Below are 17,110 nucleotides of genomic sequence, written 5' to 3' on the forward strand. Positions count from 1 at the left end.
CGGGCGCGGTGACGGTTCCGTAGCGTGATGGGCATCCGCGACCCGCCCCGACCCGCCCTTACGGAGTCATCGTGAAACCCCGTTCCCGTACGCGTTCCGCCGCCCGGTTGTCCCTCGTCGCCGGTGGTGTGCTGCTCGCCGGGGTCGCCGTGACCGGGTGCGGGAACTCCGACCTGGACGACGCCGAGCCCGAGGACCGGGCGTTCGCGTTCTCCGGGCAGGAGCTGACCGTCGACTCCGACGACTCGCAGCTGGAGCTGGTGCCCGGCGGCGGCAAGGACGTGAAGGTGACCCGGTGGTTCGCCGGGTGGACCGTCGGCGGGTCCTCGAAGACCTCGTGGGCGATGGACGGGTCCACCCTGAAGCTGCGCATGCACTGCTCGGGCATCAGCTCCAATTGTCGGTCGAAGCACCGGATCGAGGTCCCCCGCGGGGTCAAGGTCACCGTGAAGGAGAAGAACGGCGGGGTCACGGCGAGCGGGTTCGACAAGGACCTCAAGATCTCCTCCGACAACGGCGAGGTCCGGGTCGCCGACTCCACCGGCGCCCTCGACCTCGCCAGCTCCAACGGCGCCGTGACCGCCACCGGCAGCACGGCCCACCAGGTCAGGGCCCGCTCCCAGAACGGGGCCATCCGGATCTCGCTGAAGCAGGTCCCGGACCGGGTGGAGACCACCAACGACAACGGCAGCACCCGGATCGAGCTCCCGCACGCCCCGTACAAGGTCGACGCGCACAGCGACAACGGCGGTACGAAGGTGGACGTTCCCCGCGACGACGCCAGCCGGCACACGGTCTCCGCGCGCAGCGACAACGGCGAGGTGAAGGTCGTCACGGCGGGCTGACCGTCCTGTGTGTTCGTCCCCGGCGGGTGGGAGAATGGCATCCGGGCCAGGGGCGATCCATCGGGAGAGGGCAAGTGACGGCGACCATCGCGCAGTCCGTACGACCGGCACGCCGCCGTTTCCGCTCCCCGGGGGCCGGTGGGGCCGTGACCGCGTTGGCCGCCGCGGCCCGGGAGACCGCCGGGCTCGCACTGCTGCCCGTGGTGCTGTTCGCCGCGGCGCTGCCCGCGTCCTTCTCCGGCGGCGGCCCGCGCCGCTGGGGCCGGGCCCGCGGCGAGGGGCAGCGGGCCGACGCGCAGGCGGCGAAGGACGCGGCGGCCGCGGCGTTCTACGAGCTGGACACCGCCCAGCGCGACCTGCGGATCTCCATCGAGACGATCACCGCGGTCGACTCCTCGCCCGCCGCCCGCAAGGCGGCCGCCGACTTCGCGGCCTTCGGGCAGCGCATCGACGAGGTGTCGCACGCCTACATCACGGCCGTCGACTCCCACGACCTCGACCGCGAGGACCTGGACGCCGCGTCGGCGGTCCGCGCGCGTACGGACCTGACCCGCGCCAAGGACGAGCTGCTGCGGGTCAAGGCCGACCTGGAGCGGTTCGGGGCGGGCCTCGCGCCGCTGCTGGGGTCCGCGGAGGACCGGCTGGCACGGCTCGCACCGGCCGTGGAGCGGGCCCGGCAGCAGCTCCTGGCCGCGAGCGACGCGCTCGACGCCGTGCGGGCCTCGGGCCTGCGCGCCGACGACCTGGCCGCGCGGCTCGCGGCCCTCTCCCCCGAGCTGACCAAGCTCAACCAGGGCGCCGGGCAGCACGGCGTGCAGGAGACCGTCGCCCGCGCCGAGCGGGTGCAGCGCGAGGCCGAGGTGATCCGCGGCGAGGCCGGGGGCCTGCCGCAGAAGGCCGCGGACATCGACAAGCGGCTCGTGTCGCTGCGGACCCGCGCCCAGGCGATCACCACGCGCGCCGCCGGTGTGGGCCCCGTCCTCAGCGAGCTGCGCCGCCGTTACAGCGCCGCGTGCTGGCAGGACCTCCAGCGGGTGCCCGAGGAGGCGGAGCGTGCCGTCGCCCAGGCCGAGGCGAAGCTGCGGGAGGCGCAGACCGCGCGCGACGCGCAGCGCTGGCCGGACGCGCTCGCCGGCCTCTCGACCGTGCGGGCCCTGCTGAACACCACCGACGAGGCGGTCTCCGCCGCGGGTGACCGGCTGCGGCGGCTGGACGAGGTGTCGTTCGACCACCAGAAGGAGGTCGAGCGCACCCGCTTCGCCGTACGGGACGCGCAGCGGCTCGCCATGGCGGGCCGCAGCACGCCGGACCCGCGCCACGCGCACCCGCTGGACGAGGCGGTGGCCCGCCTGGACCGGGCGGTGGCGGGCCTCGAAGGGCGCCATCCGGACTGGTGGCACTTCCTGCTGGAGACGGAGGCGGTGCGGTCCGCCGCGGCGCGCGTGGTCCAGGACATCAGGGAAGCGCGCAGTCGCTGAATTGTGCCGTAACGCGCGGGTCCGTTGCCGCCTGCGGCGGAACCGCGCTCCGCGCGGTGTCCTCAATCGCCGGACGGGCTGATTCAGCCCGTCCGGCGATTGAGGACAAGCGGCGCAGCCGCTTCAGGGGGTCCGGGGTCTCCCCGGTTTCGGGAAGGGGCGGGGCTGGGGAACAAGACCGCCGGGCCGCACCCGGGCACGGGTCCGGGCGAAGCAGGGCCGAGGAAAAATCCGCCCGTTATCCTTCGCACATGCCTCGCTACGAATACCGCTGCAAAGCCTGCGGCGACACCTTCGAGCTCAACCGCCCGATGGCCGAGTCGTCCGCCCCCGCCACCTGCCCCGAAGGCCACACGGACACCGTGAAGCTGCTGTCGACCGTCGCCGTCACCGGCGCCGCCGCGGCAACCCCCGCACCCCGGGCCGGTGGTGGCGGTGGCTGCTGCGGCGGCGGTTGCTGCGGCTGACGGGACCCGCCGTCAGGCGACCCGGCGGGAGAGGGTCAGGCCGTCCGCGACCGCCAGCATGACGGAGTCCATGCGCTTGTCGGCGGCCACGTGCTCGTTGAACGCGTCGACCGCCGCACCCATGCGCGAGGTCTCAGGGGCGAGGACCTGCCCGCTGAAGAGGACGTTGTCGGCCACGATCAGAGCGCCGGGGCGCAGCCGCGGCACGAGCTCCTCCCAGTAGTCGACGTAGCCCTCCTTGTCGGCGTCGATGAAGGCCAGGTCGATGTGCGGCTCGGCCGGCATGGCCTTCAGCGAGTCGAGCGCGGCGCCGATCCGCAGCTCGACGCGGTCGGCGACACCCGCCCCGGTCCACGCGTCGCGCGCGTAGGCCGTCCACTCCTCGGAGATGTCGAGGGTGATCAACTTGCCGTCGGCGGGCAGCGCCTGGGCCATGGACAGGGCCGAGAGGCCGGTGAAGGTGCCGACCTCCACGATGTGCCGGGCGCCGGTGAGCCGGACGAGGAAGGCCAGCAACGGGCCCTGCTCCCGGGCGATCTGCTTGACGGCGACGCCGGGCAGCGCGGTGCGGGTGATGTCGACGAGTGCCCGCTGCGACGGGAGCAGCGGCGGGTTGTGGGCGAGCACGTACTCGTACAGCTCGGGGGTCATCCGGATGCCCTTGAAATCGGTCACGCGAAGCTCCTCGGGGGCGGAAACGGCCAACGGCCGGACTCCCGAGGAGATTACGCCGCCCCGGCGAACGCCCGCAGGATCTCCTCACCGGCCAGCACGCCCCGCGTCCGAAGGGCGGTCACGTGCGGTGCGGTCCAGCCCGCGTCCGCGAGTTCGCCGTGGCCCGGGCGCCAGCCGCGGTCGGCGGCGAGCAGCAGGTCCGCGTCGAGCAGGGAGTCACCGGCGGCGAGCACCTCGGACGCGCCCGTGCGGCGGGCGACCTCGGCGACCGCGGCGCTCTTGGTGAGCGGCTCCGGCACGGCGTAGAGCTTGCGGCCCTGGAGCGAGACCGACCAGCGGCGGGCGCGGGCCCACTCGGTGAGCTCCAGGACCCAGCCGTCGGGCAGCAGCGGCCGGTCCACGACGAGGTAGGCGAAGAGGTCCTCGGCCGTGCGCTCCTTGAGCAGCCAGGCCGGGTCGGCGGTGCGCGTCAGGTGCGCGCGGACCTCGTCCAGCGGGGCGCACTCGGCGGCCAGCGTCCGCTCCACGCTCCGCCGCCAGTCGGCGTCGGACTCGCCCCGTACGAGCAGCTCGCCGCCGTTGGCGCAGATCGCGAACTCCGGTGCGGGGCCGGGCAGCCGGATGCGGCCGTACTGCTCGCGGGTCCGGGTGGTGGTGGGCACGAAGGCGGCGGTACGGGCCAGGCCGGCGAGCAGTCCCGCCGCCGTCTCCGTCATGTACGAGAGCGGTCTGCTCTCGTACACCTCGACGCAGAGCAGGCGGGGCGCCCGGGCGTCCGGCGTCCCGAGGGCGAGCGCGGCGGCGGAGTAGATGAGGGTGCGATCGAGGTCGCTGGCGACGAGGAGGGTCACGGGGCGGCCACCGCCGTGCCGTCCGCACCGGTCGCGCCGCGGGTGTAGCGGGGGTGGATCAGGCCGACGCAGCTGTACGGCAGGCCGTCCACCTCCTCGACCGGGACGCCGCGCTGGGCGGCCAGCAGCCGCACGTGGCCGAGGTCCGCGCCCGCGCCCCGCCGGGCGAGGATCTTCCACGGGACGCGGCGCAGCAGGACGCGCGTGGTCTCGCCGACGCCGGGCTTGACGAGGTTGACGTCGTGGATGCCGAACTCCTCGCTGATGCGCTCGACGGCCGCCCAGCCCTCCCAGGTGGGTGTGCGGTCGGCGGCGGCCATGTCCTTCGCGTCGCGGGCGACCTGCTCCCGGGCGTCGGGGAAGCGCGCGGCGACGGCTTCGATCAGGTCGCGCGAGACGTCGCCGCCCGCGAGCTCGCGGTAGAACTTCGCGCCGTGGAAGTCGTGCGGGCCGACGAGGTCGGAGCGCAGGACCGTACGCGAGATCAGGCCGGACACCGTCGAGTTGAGGCACGCGGAGGGGATGAGGAAGTCGTCGCGCGTGCCGTAGGTCTCCACGCAGTGGCCGGGGTCGGCGAGGACCGCGAGGCGGGGGTCGAACCCCTCGGAGCCGGCCAGGGCGTCGGCGAGTTCGCGGGTGATCGCGCCCTTGCCCGTCCAGCCGTCGACGAACACGACGTCGGCCGGGTCGTGGTGGGCGGCCAGCCAGCGCAGGGCCGTGCGGTCGATGCCGCGGCCGCGCACGATGGAGACGGCGTAGTGCGGCAGGTCGAGGCCGTACGCGTGCCGGGCCCAGCGGCGCATCAGCACGCCGACGGGGGTGCCCGCGCGGGCCAGCGACACCAGCACCGGGCGGGGCGAGCGCTCGGCGAGCACGGTCTCCGTCACGACGCCGACGGCCCGCGCCATGCGGGACGCGGAGGCGTCGAGCGCGGCGCGGAACAGCGCCTGGTACTCCGCGCCGGGCTGGTACTCGACGGGCAGCGACTCGGCGTAGTGCGCGCCGCCGCTCTGGATCGCCTCCTCGCGCTCCTCGGTGGGGGCTTCGAGGGTGACCCCGGAGAGGTCCTGGAGCAGCCAGCCGACGTCCTCGGGGGCGTAGGAGGAGAAGGCGGGACCGCGCAGCGGTTCTGGCATGGCCGGGGCAGCCTCGGGGGTGTGGGAGGGGACGACGGCGAGCAGGACGTGCCCGGTGTGCGGGGCGAGAGCGTCCAACAGGCCGCCGGGGGCGTGGAGTTCGGGGGTGTCGCCGTGGGAGTCGACGACGGCGACGACGGCGTCGAAGCCGGCGCCCGCGACGTTGTACGCGTAGCGGGGCCCGGGTCCGTCGGCGGGGTCGTCGTGGGCGGGGAAGCCGATGCGCGTACGGATGGCGTAGCCGGGGTCGTCGACGGCGAGCACGGGCGACCGGGTGGTGGTGGAGAACCGCACGTCGACGCTGTGGCGCCGACCGGCTCCCGGGGCACCCGGCACGTCTGCGGCATCTGCGGCGGGGCCGCTCGCCCGGTCACCTCGCCCCGTTCCGAGGCGCCCGCTGTCGTGGCCGTTCCGGCCGGCTTCGGCGGGGCCGCTCGCCAGGCCGTCGCGCGTCGTCCCGACGCACCCGCCCGCGTGACGGCTGCCCTCCGGGACGCCGGGCGCGATGCCGGCATGCCCGCCCGCTCGGTCGCCTCGCCCCGCACCCGGGAAGTCCGGAGTGGTTGCGGCGGAACCGCTCGCCAGGCTGCCTCGCCCCGCTTCCGGGCACCCGCCGTCGTGGCCGTCCCGGCCGGCTTCCGGGGCACGGCTGTCATCCGGGACGCCCGGCGCGTAGTCGGGCGAGCCGCTCGCCAGGTCGCCGCCGTCGCCGCCACAGGACTCCCGTACCCGATCCGCGCGGCCACCCTTCTCCGCGGGGCCGCCGAGCGCCTCCTCCAGCGCGCAGGCGAGCCGCAGGGGCGCGTACATCAGCTCCTCGTTGCCGAGGACGAGCACGCGGCGAGCCCCTCGTGGGAGGGCTTCGGCGATCCGGGCGGCCATCTCCGGCAGCGCGGCTTCCAGCCGGGACCGGTGCGCGGGGGTGAAGCCGTGCCGCCCGCCGTCGGGCACACCGGCGGGCCATCCGAGCTCGACCCGCTGCGGGCCGCGCTCCCGCTGCCGCGCGCCGTCGCCGCGCGGTGCGGGCGCCGCGTCTGCCGGCTCGTGCTCCGCCACCAGGGCCCGGCCCCGTTCCAGCACCCCGGCGGGGAGCCGTACCGTGCCGGAGGCGAGGGCGAGGACGTCCACGCGGGCGCCCAGTTCCGCGGCGAAGTCGGTCAGGCGCGCGCGGTCGGCCGGGCCGCGCATGTCGACCAGGGCCACGATCACGTACCGCTCGCGCGGGAAGCGCGCGTGGAGCGCGGTGATCGTGTTGAGGACCGTGCGGCCCGTGGAGAACTCGTCGTCGACGAGGATCAGCGGGCCGTCGCCCGACAGCAGCGCGGGGTCCTCGGGCAGCAGCAGGTGGGACGTGGCGTGGCTGTGCTCCTCCTCGAAGCCGCCGACCGGGGTCACGCCCGGGACGGGCCGCCGGGTGGAGTGCAGGTAGGGCGCGAGGCCGAGGCCGTCGGCGACCGCGTGGCCCAGGCCGGTGGCCGTCTCCGCGTAGCCGAGGACGACGGCCCGTGCCGCGTCGGCGTCGCCGAGGAGCGCGCGGACCCTGCGCCCGAGCCCGGCCCCCGAGCCATGGACCGTGGACGGCGCGACGGGCACGTGCTTGCCGAGCACGTGGGACACCAGCAGGTGGGCCCGCTTGGGGTTGCGCCGCAGGGCCAGGCCCAGCAGGTCCCGGAGGGGGGCGTCACCCTCCAGCCCGACCCCGAGCCGGTCCTCGACCCAGCTCCCCGACCACATCACGCGGCCGTCCCGACGCTCGCCGACAGCAGCTCCACAAAGCTCACGTCCTCCCGCGCGACACCGAAGACCTCGGCGCGGAGCATGGTGCGCTCCGCCCAGGCCCGGTGCGGCTTCACTTCGTTCATCTTGTTCGTATAGGCGGAGCGCATCACTCCGCCGCCCTCGCGCTCGGGCCGCAGGATGTCCTCGGCGTCGCTGAACTCCTCGTGGCTGACGACGGAGAGCGCGTGCACGGGGGCGACGTGGGAGGGGTGGATGCAGGTCTTGCCCTGGAGGCCGTTGGCCCGGTCGAGCTGGATCTCCCGGAGCAGGCCGTCCATGTCGTGCTGGATGAGCGCGGTGCGCAGCTCCTCGGCGGGACCGGCGAAGGGCGTGCGGCGCAGCTGCGGCTTGAACATCCGCTCGTGCGCTCTGAAGTACTCCCAGACGGGGCCGGTGACGGTGAAGCCGCTGCCGTCCGCGCGGCCGAGGACGTTGACGACGTCGGCGATCACGGAGGCGACGAGCTGGACGTCGTAGGCGGTCATGTCGGGCGCGCGGCGCAGGCCGTACGCCGAGCAGAAGTCGGTCACGCCGAGGCGCAGGGCCAGCACCCGGTCGCGGTACTTGTCGACGGTGCGGGCGATGCCCGCGAGCGTCGCGGTGCGGGTCTCCAGGTGGAGCAGCTCGGGCGATTCGAGGACGGGCATGGCGAACAGCCGCCGCCCGCAGTCGCTTTCGGCGGCGGTGAGCTCTTCGAGGAACGGGATGCCGCGCTCCTCGGTGAACTTCGGGAGGACGAAACCGGACAGCAGCCGCCCGGCCGGGCCGAGCCGCCGGACGAGGGCGGTGATCTGGGCGGGCTCGCGGACCCGGATGAAGAGCAGGGGCAGGGTCCGGCCGGCCGCGGCGAGGTCGGCGAGCCGGGCGAACTGGCGGACGAGGTTCTCCTCGGCGCGGCCCACCTCTGCGTCGCCGATGGAGTCCTCCAGGCAGAGGACCATGGAGATCACTCCGCGGTCGGCCTGCTTGACGACGTCCTCGGCGAGGGCGGGCCGGGTGGCGGGGCTGTAGAGCGTGGCGCCGAGGGCGACGGCGAGCGTGGCGGCCGGGGAGTGCGCGTCGAAGGCGGCGGGCCGTCTATGGAACAGCCCATTCCGCACCGAGGGCGCAAGGTGCTCGAAATGCCTCATTACTCTCCCCGTGTGCCACGGCTTCCACCGGCCCATCCAGCGGAAAGCGTGGCCGATTATCGTACGTCTGGGATGGGGTAAAGAGTTCCCCAAGTGCACGAAAATCTGGCCGCCCGCATGGTTGAACAGCCCAGGTCGCCCCTGCGTTGTCCGCGGCCGGTACGGGAAGGCAGGATTGCGGGCATGACGCACGCCATGCTGAAGGGGTCGAACATCCCGCTGGACGCCCGTAACGTACGGGCCGTGCTGCGCTGGACCCCCGGCCCGGGCATTCCGGACGTGGATGCCTCCGCGCTGCTGGTGGGCGACGGCGGCCGCGTGCGCTCGGACGCGGACTTCGTCTTCTACAACCAGCCCCGCCACCCCTCCGGCGCCGTCCGCCACCTGGCCAAGAAGCGGCTGGTCGAGGGCGCGACGGACTCCGTGGAGGCGGACCTCGCGGCGCTGGAGCCCTCGGTGGACCGGATCGTGCTGGCCGCTTCCGCGGACGGCGGCCCCTTCGGGCTCGTACCGGACCTGTGCGTGCTGCTGTACGACGCGGGGGCGCCCGACGGGGAACCGGTGGCGCTCTTCGAGGTGCAGCCGGAGACGGGCTCCGAGACCGCGATGATCTGCGGCGAGCTGTACCGGCGCGGGGAGGGCTGGAAGTTCCGGGCGATGGGCCAGGGCTACGCCTCCGGGCTGGTCGGGCTTGCCACGGAATTCGGCATCTCGGTCGAGGAGTCCGAGGAGTCCGCCCCGCGGACGGCCGAGCCCCGGTCGACAGCCACGCCTGCGCCCATGGCCGCGCCCCAGCCGGGGTACGGGTATCCCCCACCGCCGCCCGTGCCGCCGTCCGTACCGTCGGCGTACGGCTATCCGCAGCAGCAGCGGAGCGTGGTGGACCCCGGGTTCCGGTTGCCACCGCAGGGCCCGCAGTTCCAGCCGAACCGCTAGCCCGCTCCCGCCGTCACACCTTCGACTTGTAGCCGCGTCCCCACTGCAGACCCCAGCCGTAGAGCCGGTCCAGCTCCGCCTGGAAGCCGTAGACGTACTTCATCTCGCGCCGCAGCGTGATCTCGCCCTTGTTGTTCTCGATCATCACCACGGCGCACGACCGGGCCTCGGGGGCGCGTTCGTGGAGGGGGATCTCGATCCGGGGGCCGTTGCCGGGATAGAGCGTCACCATCGCGTGCGTACGGTCGAACGCGGGGGTGCCGTCGTAGATGTAGACGAAGATCAGCAGTCGCTTGATCTCCGCGCGGTGGTCCATGTTGACGTAGATCGTCTCGCCGGACCCGGAGCCGAACCTGTCGTCGCCGCTGAGCTGGACGTACGGCGGGTTGTTGAGGCTGCCCAGTATCGAGCCGAGGGGCTGCACCACGCCTTTGGAGCCGTCCTGGAGCTCGTACATGCAGGCGAGGTCCAGGTCCACGTTGACGAAGGCGGGGCCCTGCGCCTGCACCATCTCCGGCCGGAACTTCCGCAGCGGGTGGCGCAGCCCGTCCCCCATCGTGCCCCTCTCGTCGAAGGCCGAGGTCGTCCGCATCCGCCAGGAGAGGTTGACCCGGAGGTTGCCGGTGACCGCGCCCTGCTTGGTGAGCGAGAACGTGGGGTGCCGTTTGGTCAGCTCGACAGCGCCGTTGGCACCGCCGAAGTCGAACTGCTGCTCGCCCGCACGCCCCCAGTTGCCGAAGAGCTTGTCCCAGATTGCCATTGCCCTGCCCCCCACCCCGAGTGAGCCGAAAATGCCGCGGGGCGGCCGCGAGGTGTCCCTCACGGCCGCCCCGATCAGAGCGTTCCTCAAATGTGCCGGAGTCACACCCCGGAGGAGACCTCGGCCTTGCTTCCCGAGCCGTCGCCCGAGGCCAGGGCGCGGCGGTTGCGCACCACGGAGGACCAGAAGGCCAGGCCGATCAGCACCACGCCGATCAGGCCGGTGATGACCTCGTTGATCTCGTACTTGATGGTGACGAGGAGGATGACGGCGAGCGCGCCGATCGCGTAGTGCGCGCCGTGCTCCAGATAGACGTAGTCGTCGAGGGTCCCCTTGCGGACGAGGAAGACCGTCAGCGACCGGATGTACATCGCACCGATGCCGAGGCCCAGCGCCATCTCGAAGATGTCGTTGGTGATGGCGAAGGCTCCGATGACGCCGTCGAAGGAGAACGACGCGTCGATGACCTCCAGGTAGAGGAACATGAAGAACGCGGCCTTGCCGGCGAGACCGACGATCGCGCCGTTGCCGCTCTTCTTCGCGGGGCTCTGCGCGCCCTCTTCCTCGTCGTCGTCCTCGGCCTCCTCCAGGCGGTCCTCGAAGAATCCGGAGACGCCGCCGACGATCAGATAGGTGACCAGGCCGCCGATGCCGGCCAGCAGCACCGTGGCGGCCTTGTCGACCGTGCCCTCACCGCCGTGGACCGGCACCGCCGTGGCGAAGGTGGTGGCCGCGACGAGCAGCACCACCAGCGAGACGACGATGGAGAGGGTGTCCAGCTTGCCGAGGCGGGCGAGCGGCTTCTCCAGCCATTCCAGCCACCTGATGTCCCGGTCCTCGAAGATGAAGTCCAGGAAGATCATGAGCAGGAACATGCCGCCGAAGGCCGCGATGGCCGGGTGGGCGCTGGTGACGAGCGACTCGTAGCGCTCATGGTCCTGAAGGGCGACCTTGACCGCTTCGATCGGCCCCAGCTTCGCCGTGATGGCTACGATGACGACCGGGAACACCAGCCGCATGCCGAACACGGCGATGAGGATGCCCAGGGTCAGGAACATCTTCTGCCAGAACGGATTCATCTTCCGGAGGATTCCGGCGTTGATGACCGCATTGTCGAACGAGAGCGAAATCTCCAGGACGGAGAGGATCGCGACGATCGCCAGCCCCTGCCACCCCCAGAGAACGCCGGCCAAGGCCAGTCCCGCCGCCGTGATGGCGAACGACCAGCCAAAGGTTTTCAGGAGCACTGGCTACCCAATCCTTCGCTAAGGGGTTCCCCCGCGCCGCGCGCGGCTTTACGAAACGTTGACCCCGAAGTCTAGGGCGATGCCCCGCAGACCCGACGCGTACCCCTGTCCGACGGCCCGGAACTTCCACTCGCCGCCGTAGCGGTAGACCTCGCCGAAGATCATCGCGGTCTCGCTGGAGGCGTCCTCGCTGAGGTCGTAGCGCGCGAGCTCGCTGCCGTCGGCCTGGTTGACGACGCGGATGTAGGCGTTGCTGACCTGGCCGAAGCTCTGGCCGCGGAGGTCGGCCTCATGGATGGAGACCGGGAAGACGATCTTGTCGCAGGCGGCCGGGACCTTGGTCAGGTCGACCAGGATGGACTCGTCGTCGCCCTCGCCCTCACCGGTGAGGTTGTCGCCGGTGTGCTCCACGGAGCCCTCGGGGCTCTTGAGGTTGTTGTAGAAGACGAAGTACTCGTCGCCGAGGACCCGGCCCGAGGCGCAGAGCAGGGCGCTGGCGTCGAGGTCGAACGGGGCTCCGGTGGTGGAGCGCGCGTCCCAGCCGAGACCGACGGTGACATTGGTGAGATTGGGTGCGGCCTTGGAGAGGGAGACATTGCCTCCCTTGGCGAGCGTGACGCCCATGATCCTGCTTCCTCCCCGAGTTGAACGGTGTCCGATGCACGTCCGGCGCCGCACGCCGTCGCGCCCCGGCGGAACCGGGGGCGGGGCATGCGGCGCCGGACGCCGTGCGGCAGTGTCGGTCAGACGTTGACGCCGAAGTCCTGGGCGATACCGCGCAGACCCGAGGCATACCCCTGACCGATGGCGCGGAACTTCCACTCGGCACCATTGCGGTAGAGCTCGCCGAAGACCATGGCGGTCTCGGTCGAGGCGTCCTCGCTGAGGTCGTAGCGCGCGAGCTCGGCGTTGTCCGCCTGGTTCACCACGCGGATGTAGGCGTTGCGCACCTGGCCGAAGCTCTGCTGGCGGCCCTCGGCCTCGTAGATCGAGACCGGGAACACGATCTTGTGGACGTCGGCGGGCACGCCGGCCAGGTTGACCTTGATGACCTCGTCGTCGCCCTCGCCCTCACCGGTGAGGTTGTCACCCTGGTGCTCGACGGAGCCGTCGGGGCTCTTGAGGTTGTTGAAGAAGACGAAGTTCTGGTCGTTGGCGACCTTTCCCTGGTCGTTCGTCAGCAGTGCGCTGGCGTCCAGGTCGAAGTCCGTACCGGTGGTGGTACGGGCGTCCCAGCCGAGACCGACGATGACCGCGGTCAGGTTGGGGGCCGCCTTGGTCAGCGAGACGTTGCCGCCCTTGCTGAGACTGACTCCCACGGATCCTCCATTGGTTCGAGGGGGAGGGCAGGGCCTGCGCCCCCGTTTGTGCGATGGCATCCGATCAACGTTTGAATCCTAGTGACCGGTTCCCACCGATTACAGGCTTCTCGCACGGGACCCGCACGCCGGGTGCGCTCAGAGCGGAATCCGTGATTCCGCTCTTGATCGCGTTCCGGGCCCGGCGGCCGGGGAAAAACGCCGAATAAGGGTTCGGCGAGGTAATCAGAGAGCCGCGAGCGCCTTGGTGTACTCGTTCAGGTCGCGTGCGTCCGGCAGGCCGTTGACGACCGTCCAGCGCACCACGCCCTCCTTGTCGATGATGAAGGTGCCGCGGACCGCGCAGCCCTTCTCCTCGTCGAAGACGCCGTAGGCGCGGCTGGTCTCGCCGTGCGGCCAGAAGTCGGAGAGCAGCGGGTAGTCCAGGCCCTCCTGCTCGGCGAAGACGCGCAGCGAGAACGGCGAGTCGTTGGAGACGGCCAGCAGCTGGACGTCGTCGTTCGCGAACTTCGGGAGCTCGTCGCGCAGGGCGCACAGCTCACCGGTGCACACGCCGGTGAAAGCGAAGGGGTAGAAGAGCAGCACGACGTTCTTCTCACCGCGGAAGTCGGAGAGCCGGACGGTCTCGCCGTGCTGGTTCTTCAGCGCAAAGTCCGGAGCCTTGGTGCCGACCTCGATCGCCATGGGTTCGCATCCCTCTCTCGACGGGTGCCGGCCCCGGGGCCCGTTCCCTCGGCGGCCCCGGCCACCGGCGGGGTGGTGCGGCCAGTCTGTCACCGCGCCCCCGGCGCACGCAGCGCGCCCCCCGGCAGCGGTGCTGCCGGGGGGCGCGGTGCGGTTCTGCGAAGGCCGGCGCTAGCGCTTGGGGGCGACCATGCGGGTGCCGGTCCAGTCCTTTGCCACGCTGATGCTCTTGGTCTGGCTCAGACCCGCGGTCTGCGACGCCTCGTTGATGTCGCTCGGCTCGATGTAGCCGTCGCGGCCGGTCTTCGGGGTCATCAGCCAGATGTCCCCGCCGTCCTCGAGCATGCCAATGGCGTCCACGAGCGCGTCCGTCAGGTCGCCGTCCTCGTCGCGGAACCACAGGACGACGGCATCGGCCACGTCGTCGTAGTCCTCGTCGACCAGATCCTGGCCGGTGATTTCCTCAATGGCCTCGCGGAGTTCCTGATCGACGTCGTCGTCGTAGCCGATCTCCTGGACCACCTGTCCGGGCTGGAAACCCAGCCTGGCGGCAGGGTTGGTCCGCTCCTCCGCGTGGTCCGCGGTCGCGCTCACTTATTGCCTCCTGTCATCTTTCGAGAAAGTGTCTTGTGTTCCCCGCATACGCGAGTCATTGGCCGTAGTCCACACGTGCCGGACCGTTCGCGCAAGTACCCGGCCGCCGAGACCGCCGAAACGGTGACGGAAGCGGCTCTCCCACCGCAACCTCCACCATGGAAGAGCACGGGCGGGTGATTCATGCCACAGCATTCTGCCGGGTTTGGGAAGTTGCCCCGTGTGATTACGGCCCACAGGCCCGAACGGCCGTACGCGGACGACTCCCAAAGGGAGCGTATGGTTGCGATTTGGCCGCCCCCACTCGGCCACCCCTTGACACGTCGTCTCATGAAGTGGTGGTTACCGCCCGGTAGAGATGACGTTTCCGTCGCCGCGGTCCACGATGGGAGCCGACGCGACAGAGCAGCAGACCGTAGTTGACCGCGTGCTGAGCACGACCCGAACACCGAAGGAACAGCGTGGCTTCCGGATCCGATCGCAACCCGATCATCATTGGCGGCCTTCCCAGCCAGGTCCCGGACTTCGATCCCGAAGAGACCCAGGAGTGGCTCGACTCGCTCGACGCAGCCGTCGATGAGCGAGGCCGGGAACGTGCCCGCTACCTCATGCTTCGCCTGATCGAGCGGGCCCGCGAGAAGCGCGTGGCCGTGCCCGAGATGCGTAGCACGGACTACGTCAACACCATCGCCACCAAGGACGAGCCGTTCTTCCCCGGCAACGAGGAGATCGAGCGCAAGGTCCTCAACGCGACCCGGTGGAACGCGGCCGTGATGGTCTCCCGTGCCCAGCGCCCGGGCATCGGCGTCGGCGGCCACATCGCCACCTTCGCCTCCTCGGCGTCGCTGTACGACGTGGGCTTCAACCACTTCTTCCGCGGCAAGGACGAGGGCGACGGCGGCGACCAGATCTTCTTCCAGGGCCACGCCTCCCCCGGTGTCTACGCCCGCGCCTTCCTCCTGGACCGACTGTCCGAGCGCCAGCTCGACGCCTTCCGCCAGGAGAAGTCCAAGGCCCCCTACGGCCTGTCCAGCTACCCGCACCCGCGGCTCATGCCGGACTTCTGGGAGTTCCCGACCGTCTCGATGGGCCTCGGCCCCCTCGGCGCGATCTACCAGGCCCGGATGAACCGCTACATGGAGGCCCGCGGCATCGCCGACACCTCCAAGTCGCACGTCTGGGCGTACCTGGGCGACGGCGAGATGGACGAGCCGGAGTCGCTCGGCCAGCTGTCCATCGCCGCCCGCGAGGGCCTGGACAACCTGACCTTCGTCGTCAACTGCAACCTGCAGCGCCTCGACGGCCCGGTCCGCGGCAACGGCAAGATCATGCAGGAGCTGGAGTCCCAGTTCCGCGGTGCCGGCTGGAACGTCATCAAGCTGGTCTGGGACCGCTCCTGGGACCCGCTGCTGGCGCAGGACCGCGACGGCATCCTGGTCAACAAGCTCAACAGCACCCCCGACGGCCAGTTCCAGACGTACGCCACCGAGACCGGCGCGTACATCCGTGAGCACTTCTTCGGCGACGACCAGCGTCTGCGGAAGATGGTCGAGGGCATGTCCGACGACCAGATCCTGCACCTGGGCCGCGGCGGTCACGACCACAAGAAGATCTACGCGGCGTACGCGGCGGCCAAGGCGCACAAGGGCCAGCCGACCGTGATCCTCGCGCAGACCGTCAAGGGCTGGACCCTCGGTCCGAACTTCGAGGGCCGCAACGCGACCCACCAGATGAAGAAGCTCACGGTCGACGACCTCAAGCGCTTCCGGGACCGTCTCCACATCCCGATCGCCGACAAGGAGCTGGAGTCCGGCCTGCCGCCGTACTACCACCCGGGTCGCGACTCGGAGGAGATCCAGTACATGCACGACCGCCGCAAGTCGCTGGGCGGCTATGTGCCGAGCCGCGTCGTGCGCGCGAAGCCGCTGGTCCTCCCCGAGGACAAGGTCTACGCGACCGCCAAGAAGGGCTCGGGACAGCAGTCGATCGCCACGACCATGGCGTTCGTCCGCATCCTGAAGGACCTCATGCGGGACAAGGAGATCGGCAAGCGCTTCGTGCTGATCGCCCCCGACGAGTACCGCACCTTCGGCATGGACGCGTTCTTCCCGTCCGCGAAGATCTACAACCCGCTGGGCCAGCAGTACGAGTCCGTGGACCGCGAGCTGCTGCTCGCCTACAAGGAGTCGCCGACCGGCCAGATGCTGCACGACGGCATCTCCGAGGCGGGCTGCACGGCCTCGCTGATCGCGGCGGGCTCCGCCTACGCGACGCACGGCGAGCCGCTGATCCCGGTCTACGTCTTCTACTCGATGTTCGGGTTCCAGCGCACCGGTGACCAGTTCTGGCAGATGGCCGACCAGCTGTCGCGCGGTTTCGTCCTGGGCGCCACCGCCGGTCGCACGACGCTGACCGGTGAGGGCCTCCAGCACGCGGACGGTCACTCGCAGCTGCTGGCGTCCACCAACCCGGGCGTCGTCTCCTACGACCCCGCGTTCGGTTACGAGATGGCGCACATCGTCAAGGACGGTCTGCGCCGGATGTACGGCGAGAACGCCGAGGACGTCTTCTACTACCTGACCGTCTACAACGAGCCGATCCAGCACCCGGCCGAGCCGGCGGACGTGGACGCCGAGGGCATCCTCAAGGGTCTCTACCGCTACCAGGCGGGCGAGAAGGGCGCGATCCCGGCGCAGATCCTCGCCTCCGGCGTGGCCGTGCCGTGGGCCGTCGAGGCCCAGCGGATCCTCGCGGACGAGTGGAACGTCAAGGCGGACGTCTGGTCGGCGACCTCCTGGAACGAGCTGCGCCGCGACGCCATCGAGGTGGAGGAGTTCAACCTCCTGCACCCCGAGGAGGACATGCGCGTCCCGTACGTGACGTCCAAGCTCGCCGGTGCCGAGGGCCCGAAGGTGGCCGTGTCCGACTGGATGCGGGCGGTTCCGGACCAGATCTCGCGCTGGGTGCCGGGTGCGTACCAGTCGCTGGGCGCGGACGGCTTCGGCTTCGCGGACACGCGTGGCGCGGCCCGCCGCTTCTTCCACATCGACGCGCAGTCGATCGTCCTGGCGGTGCTCACCGAGCTCGCCAAGGAGGGCAAGGTCGACCGTTCGGCCCTGAAGCAGGCGGTCGACCGCTACCAGCTCCTCGACGTCACGGCCGCCGACCCGGGCGCCGCGGGCGGCGACGCGTAGTCGTCGGCAGCGTCA

The 17,110-nt window shown here is 71.3% G+C and carries 15 protein-coding genes; 5 read left to right on the forward strand and 10 right to left on the reverse strand.

Going from position 1 to position 17,110, the window contains the following annotated elements; translation table 11 throughout:
• The first annotated feature begins 71 nt into the window (after positions 1-71).
• The 3 genes from DXZ73_RS14855 (at position 72) to DXZ73_RS14865 (ending at position 2,790) form a co-directional block, all read left to right on the forward strand.
• Entirely contained in the window at positions 72-845 is a 774-nt protein-coding gene (locus DXZ73_RS14855) for a DUF4097 family beta strand repeat-containing protein (RefSeq protein WP_240351347.1), read from the forward strand.
• Positions 846-919: 74 nt separating this feature from the next.
• Complete coding sequence (locus tag DXZ73_RS14860; protein WP_425315839.1) at positions 920-2,323, forward strand: hypothetical protein; 1,404 nt, start codon at positions 920-922, stop codon at positions 2,321-2,323.
• A 251-nt stretch (positions 2,324-2,574) separates the two neighbouring features.
• The gene (locus DXZ73_RS14865) at positions 2,575-2,790 is read left to right on the forward strand and encodes an FmdB family zinc ribbon protein (protein WP_116211470.1); all 216 of its coding nucleotides are present in this window, start codon (positions 2,575-2,577) and stop codon (positions 2,788-2,790) included.
• A 12-nt stretch (positions 2,791-2,802) separates the two neighbouring features.
• Here the strand turns inward: DXZ73_RS14865 and DXZ73_RS14870 are convergent, their stop codons facing one another.
• The 4 genes from DXZ73_RS14870 to DXZ73_RS14885 form a co-directional block, all read right to left on the reverse strand.
• Positions 2,803-3,441 carry an O-methyltransferase gene (locus tag DXZ73_RS14870; RefSeq protein WP_116215629.1) on the reverse strand — a complete coding sequence of 213 codons (639 nt, stop codon included), beginning with the start codon at positions 3,439-3,441 and terminating at the stop codon, positions 2,803-2,805.
• 74 nt (positions 3,442-3,515) lie between these two features.
• Entirely contained in the window at positions 3,516-4,316 is an 801-nt protein-coding gene (locus tag DXZ73_RS14875; protein WP_116211471.1) for an HAD family hydrolase, read from the reverse strand.
• Positions 4,313-7,186 (reverse strand): phosphoribosyltransferase domain-containing protein, encoded by a 2,874-nt coding sequence (locus DXZ73_RS14880; RefSeq protein WP_116211472.1) that lies wholly within the window; start codon positions 7,184-7,186, stop codon positions 4,313-4,315. Before DXZ73_RS14880 ends, DXZ73_RS14875 begins: the two co-directional genes overlap by 4 nt.
• Positions 7,186-8,361: an HpcH/HpaI aldolase/citrate lyase family protein gene (locus DXZ73_RS14885; RefSeq protein WP_116211473.1), complete on the reverse strand. Its 1,176-nt coding sequence runs from the start codon at positions 8,359-8,361 to the stop codon at positions 7,186-7,188. Before DXZ73_RS14885 ends, DXZ73_RS14880 begins: the two co-directional genes overlap by 1 nt.
• Before the next feature lie 183 nt (positions 8,362-8,544).
• On the opposite strand from DXZ73_RS14885, the gene DXZ73_RS14890 reads away from it, so the two are divergent.
• Positions 8,545-9,297: a TerD family protein gene (locus DXZ73_RS14890; protein WP_116211474.1), complete on the forward strand. Its 753-nt coding sequence runs from the start codon at positions 8,545-8,547 to the stop codon at positions 9,295-9,297.
• Positions 9,298-9,310: 13 nt separating this feature from the next.
• Here DXZ73_RS14890 and DXZ73_RS14895 read toward each other — a convergent pair whose 3' ends face one another.
• The 6 genes from DXZ73_RS14895 to DXZ73_RS14920 all read right to left on the reverse strand — a co-directional run bounded on the left by DXZ73_RS14895 (position 9,311) and on the right by DXZ73_RS14920 (position 13,901).
• Positions 9,311-10,057, reverse strand: a complete 747-nt coding sequence (locus tag DXZ73_RS14895) for a TerD family protein (protein ID WP_116211475.1) — start codon at positions 10,055-10,057, stop codon at positions 9,311-9,313.
• A 101-nt stretch (positions 10,058-10,158) separates the two neighbouring features.
• Positions 10,159-11,304 (reverse strand): DUF475 domain-containing protein, encoded by a 1,146-nt coding sequence (locus DXZ73_RS14900; RefSeq protein WP_116211476.1) that lies wholly within the window; start codon positions 11,302-11,304, stop codon positions 10,159-10,161.
• Between the two features lie 48 nt (positions 11,305-11,352).
• Entirely contained in the window at positions 11,353-11,928 is a 576-nt protein-coding gene (locus DXZ73_RS14905) for a TerD family protein (RefSeq protein WP_116211477.1), read from the reverse strand.
• Positions 11,929-12,047: 119 nt separating this feature from the next.
• Entirely contained in the window at positions 12,048-12,623 is a 576-nt protein-coding gene (locus DXZ73_RS14910) for a TerD family protein (RefSeq protein ID WP_116211478.1), read from the reverse strand.
• A 225-nt stretch (positions 12,624-12,848) separates the two neighbouring features.
• Positions 12,849-13,307 (reverse strand): peroxiredoxin, encoded by a 459-nt coding sequence (locus DXZ73_RS14915; protein WP_116211479.1) that lies wholly within the window; start codon positions 13,305-13,307, stop codon positions 12,849-12,851.
• Between the two features lie 171 nt (positions 13,308-13,478).
• Entirely contained in the window at positions 13,479-13,901 is a 423-nt protein-coding gene (locus tag DXZ73_RS14920) for a DUF3052 domain-containing protein (protein WP_116211480.1), read from the reverse strand.
• Between the two features lie 461 nt (positions 13,902-14,362).
• Between DXZ73_RS14920 and aceE the strand changes: the two genes are divergently transcribed.
• Positions 14,363-17,095: a pyruvate dehydrogenase (acetyl-transferring), homodimeric type gene (gene aceE / locus DXZ73_RS14925; RefSeq protein ID WP_116211481.1), complete on the forward strand. Its 2,733-nt coding sequence runs from the start codon at positions 14,363-14,365 to the stop codon at positions 17,093-17,095.
• The last annotated feature ends 15 nt before the right edge of the window (positions 17,096-17,110 follow it).

The organism is Streptoverticillium olivoreticuli subsp. olivoreticuli (assembly GCF_003391135.1).
In the GTDB taxonomy this organism is placed as follows: domain Bacteria; phylum Actinomycetota; class Actinomycetes; order Streptomycetales; family Streptomycetaceae; genus Streptomyces; species Streptomyces blastmyceticus.

Coding starts and splice junctions, on each gene's coding strand:
- DXZ73_RS14885 (WP_116211473.1), bottom strand. CDS start 8,361: ATGAGGCATTTCGAGCACCTTGCGCCCTCGGTGCGGAATGGGCTGTTC.
- DXZ73_RS14915 (WP_116211479.1), bottom strand. CDS start 13,307: ATGGCGATCGAGGTCGGCACCAAGGCTCCGGACTTTGCGCTGAAGAAC.
- DXZ73_RS14895 (WP_116211475.1), bottom strand. CDS start 10,057: ATGGCAATCTGGGACAAGCTCTTCGGCAACTGGGGGCGTGCGGGCGAG.
- DXZ73_RS14905 (WP_116211477.1), bottom strand. CDS start 11,928: ATGGGCGTCACGCTCGCCAAGGGAGGCAATGTCTCCCTCTCCAAGGCC.
- DXZ73_RS14880 (WP_116211472.1), bottom strand. CDS start 7,186: ATGTGGTCGGGGAGCTGGGTCGAGGACCGGCTCGGGGTCGGGCTGGAG.
- DXZ73_RS14870 (WP_116215629.1), bottom strand. CDS start 3,441: ATGACCCCCGAGCTGTACGAGTACGTGCTCGCCCACAACCCGCCGCTG.
- DXZ73_RS14890 (WP_116211474.1), top strand. CDS start 8,545: ATGACGCACGCCATGCTGAAGGGGTCGAACATCCCGCTGGACGCCCGT.
- DXZ73_RS14865 (WP_116211470.1), top strand. CDS start 2,575: ATGCCTCGCTACGAATACCGCTGCAAAGCCTGCGGCGACACCTTCGAG.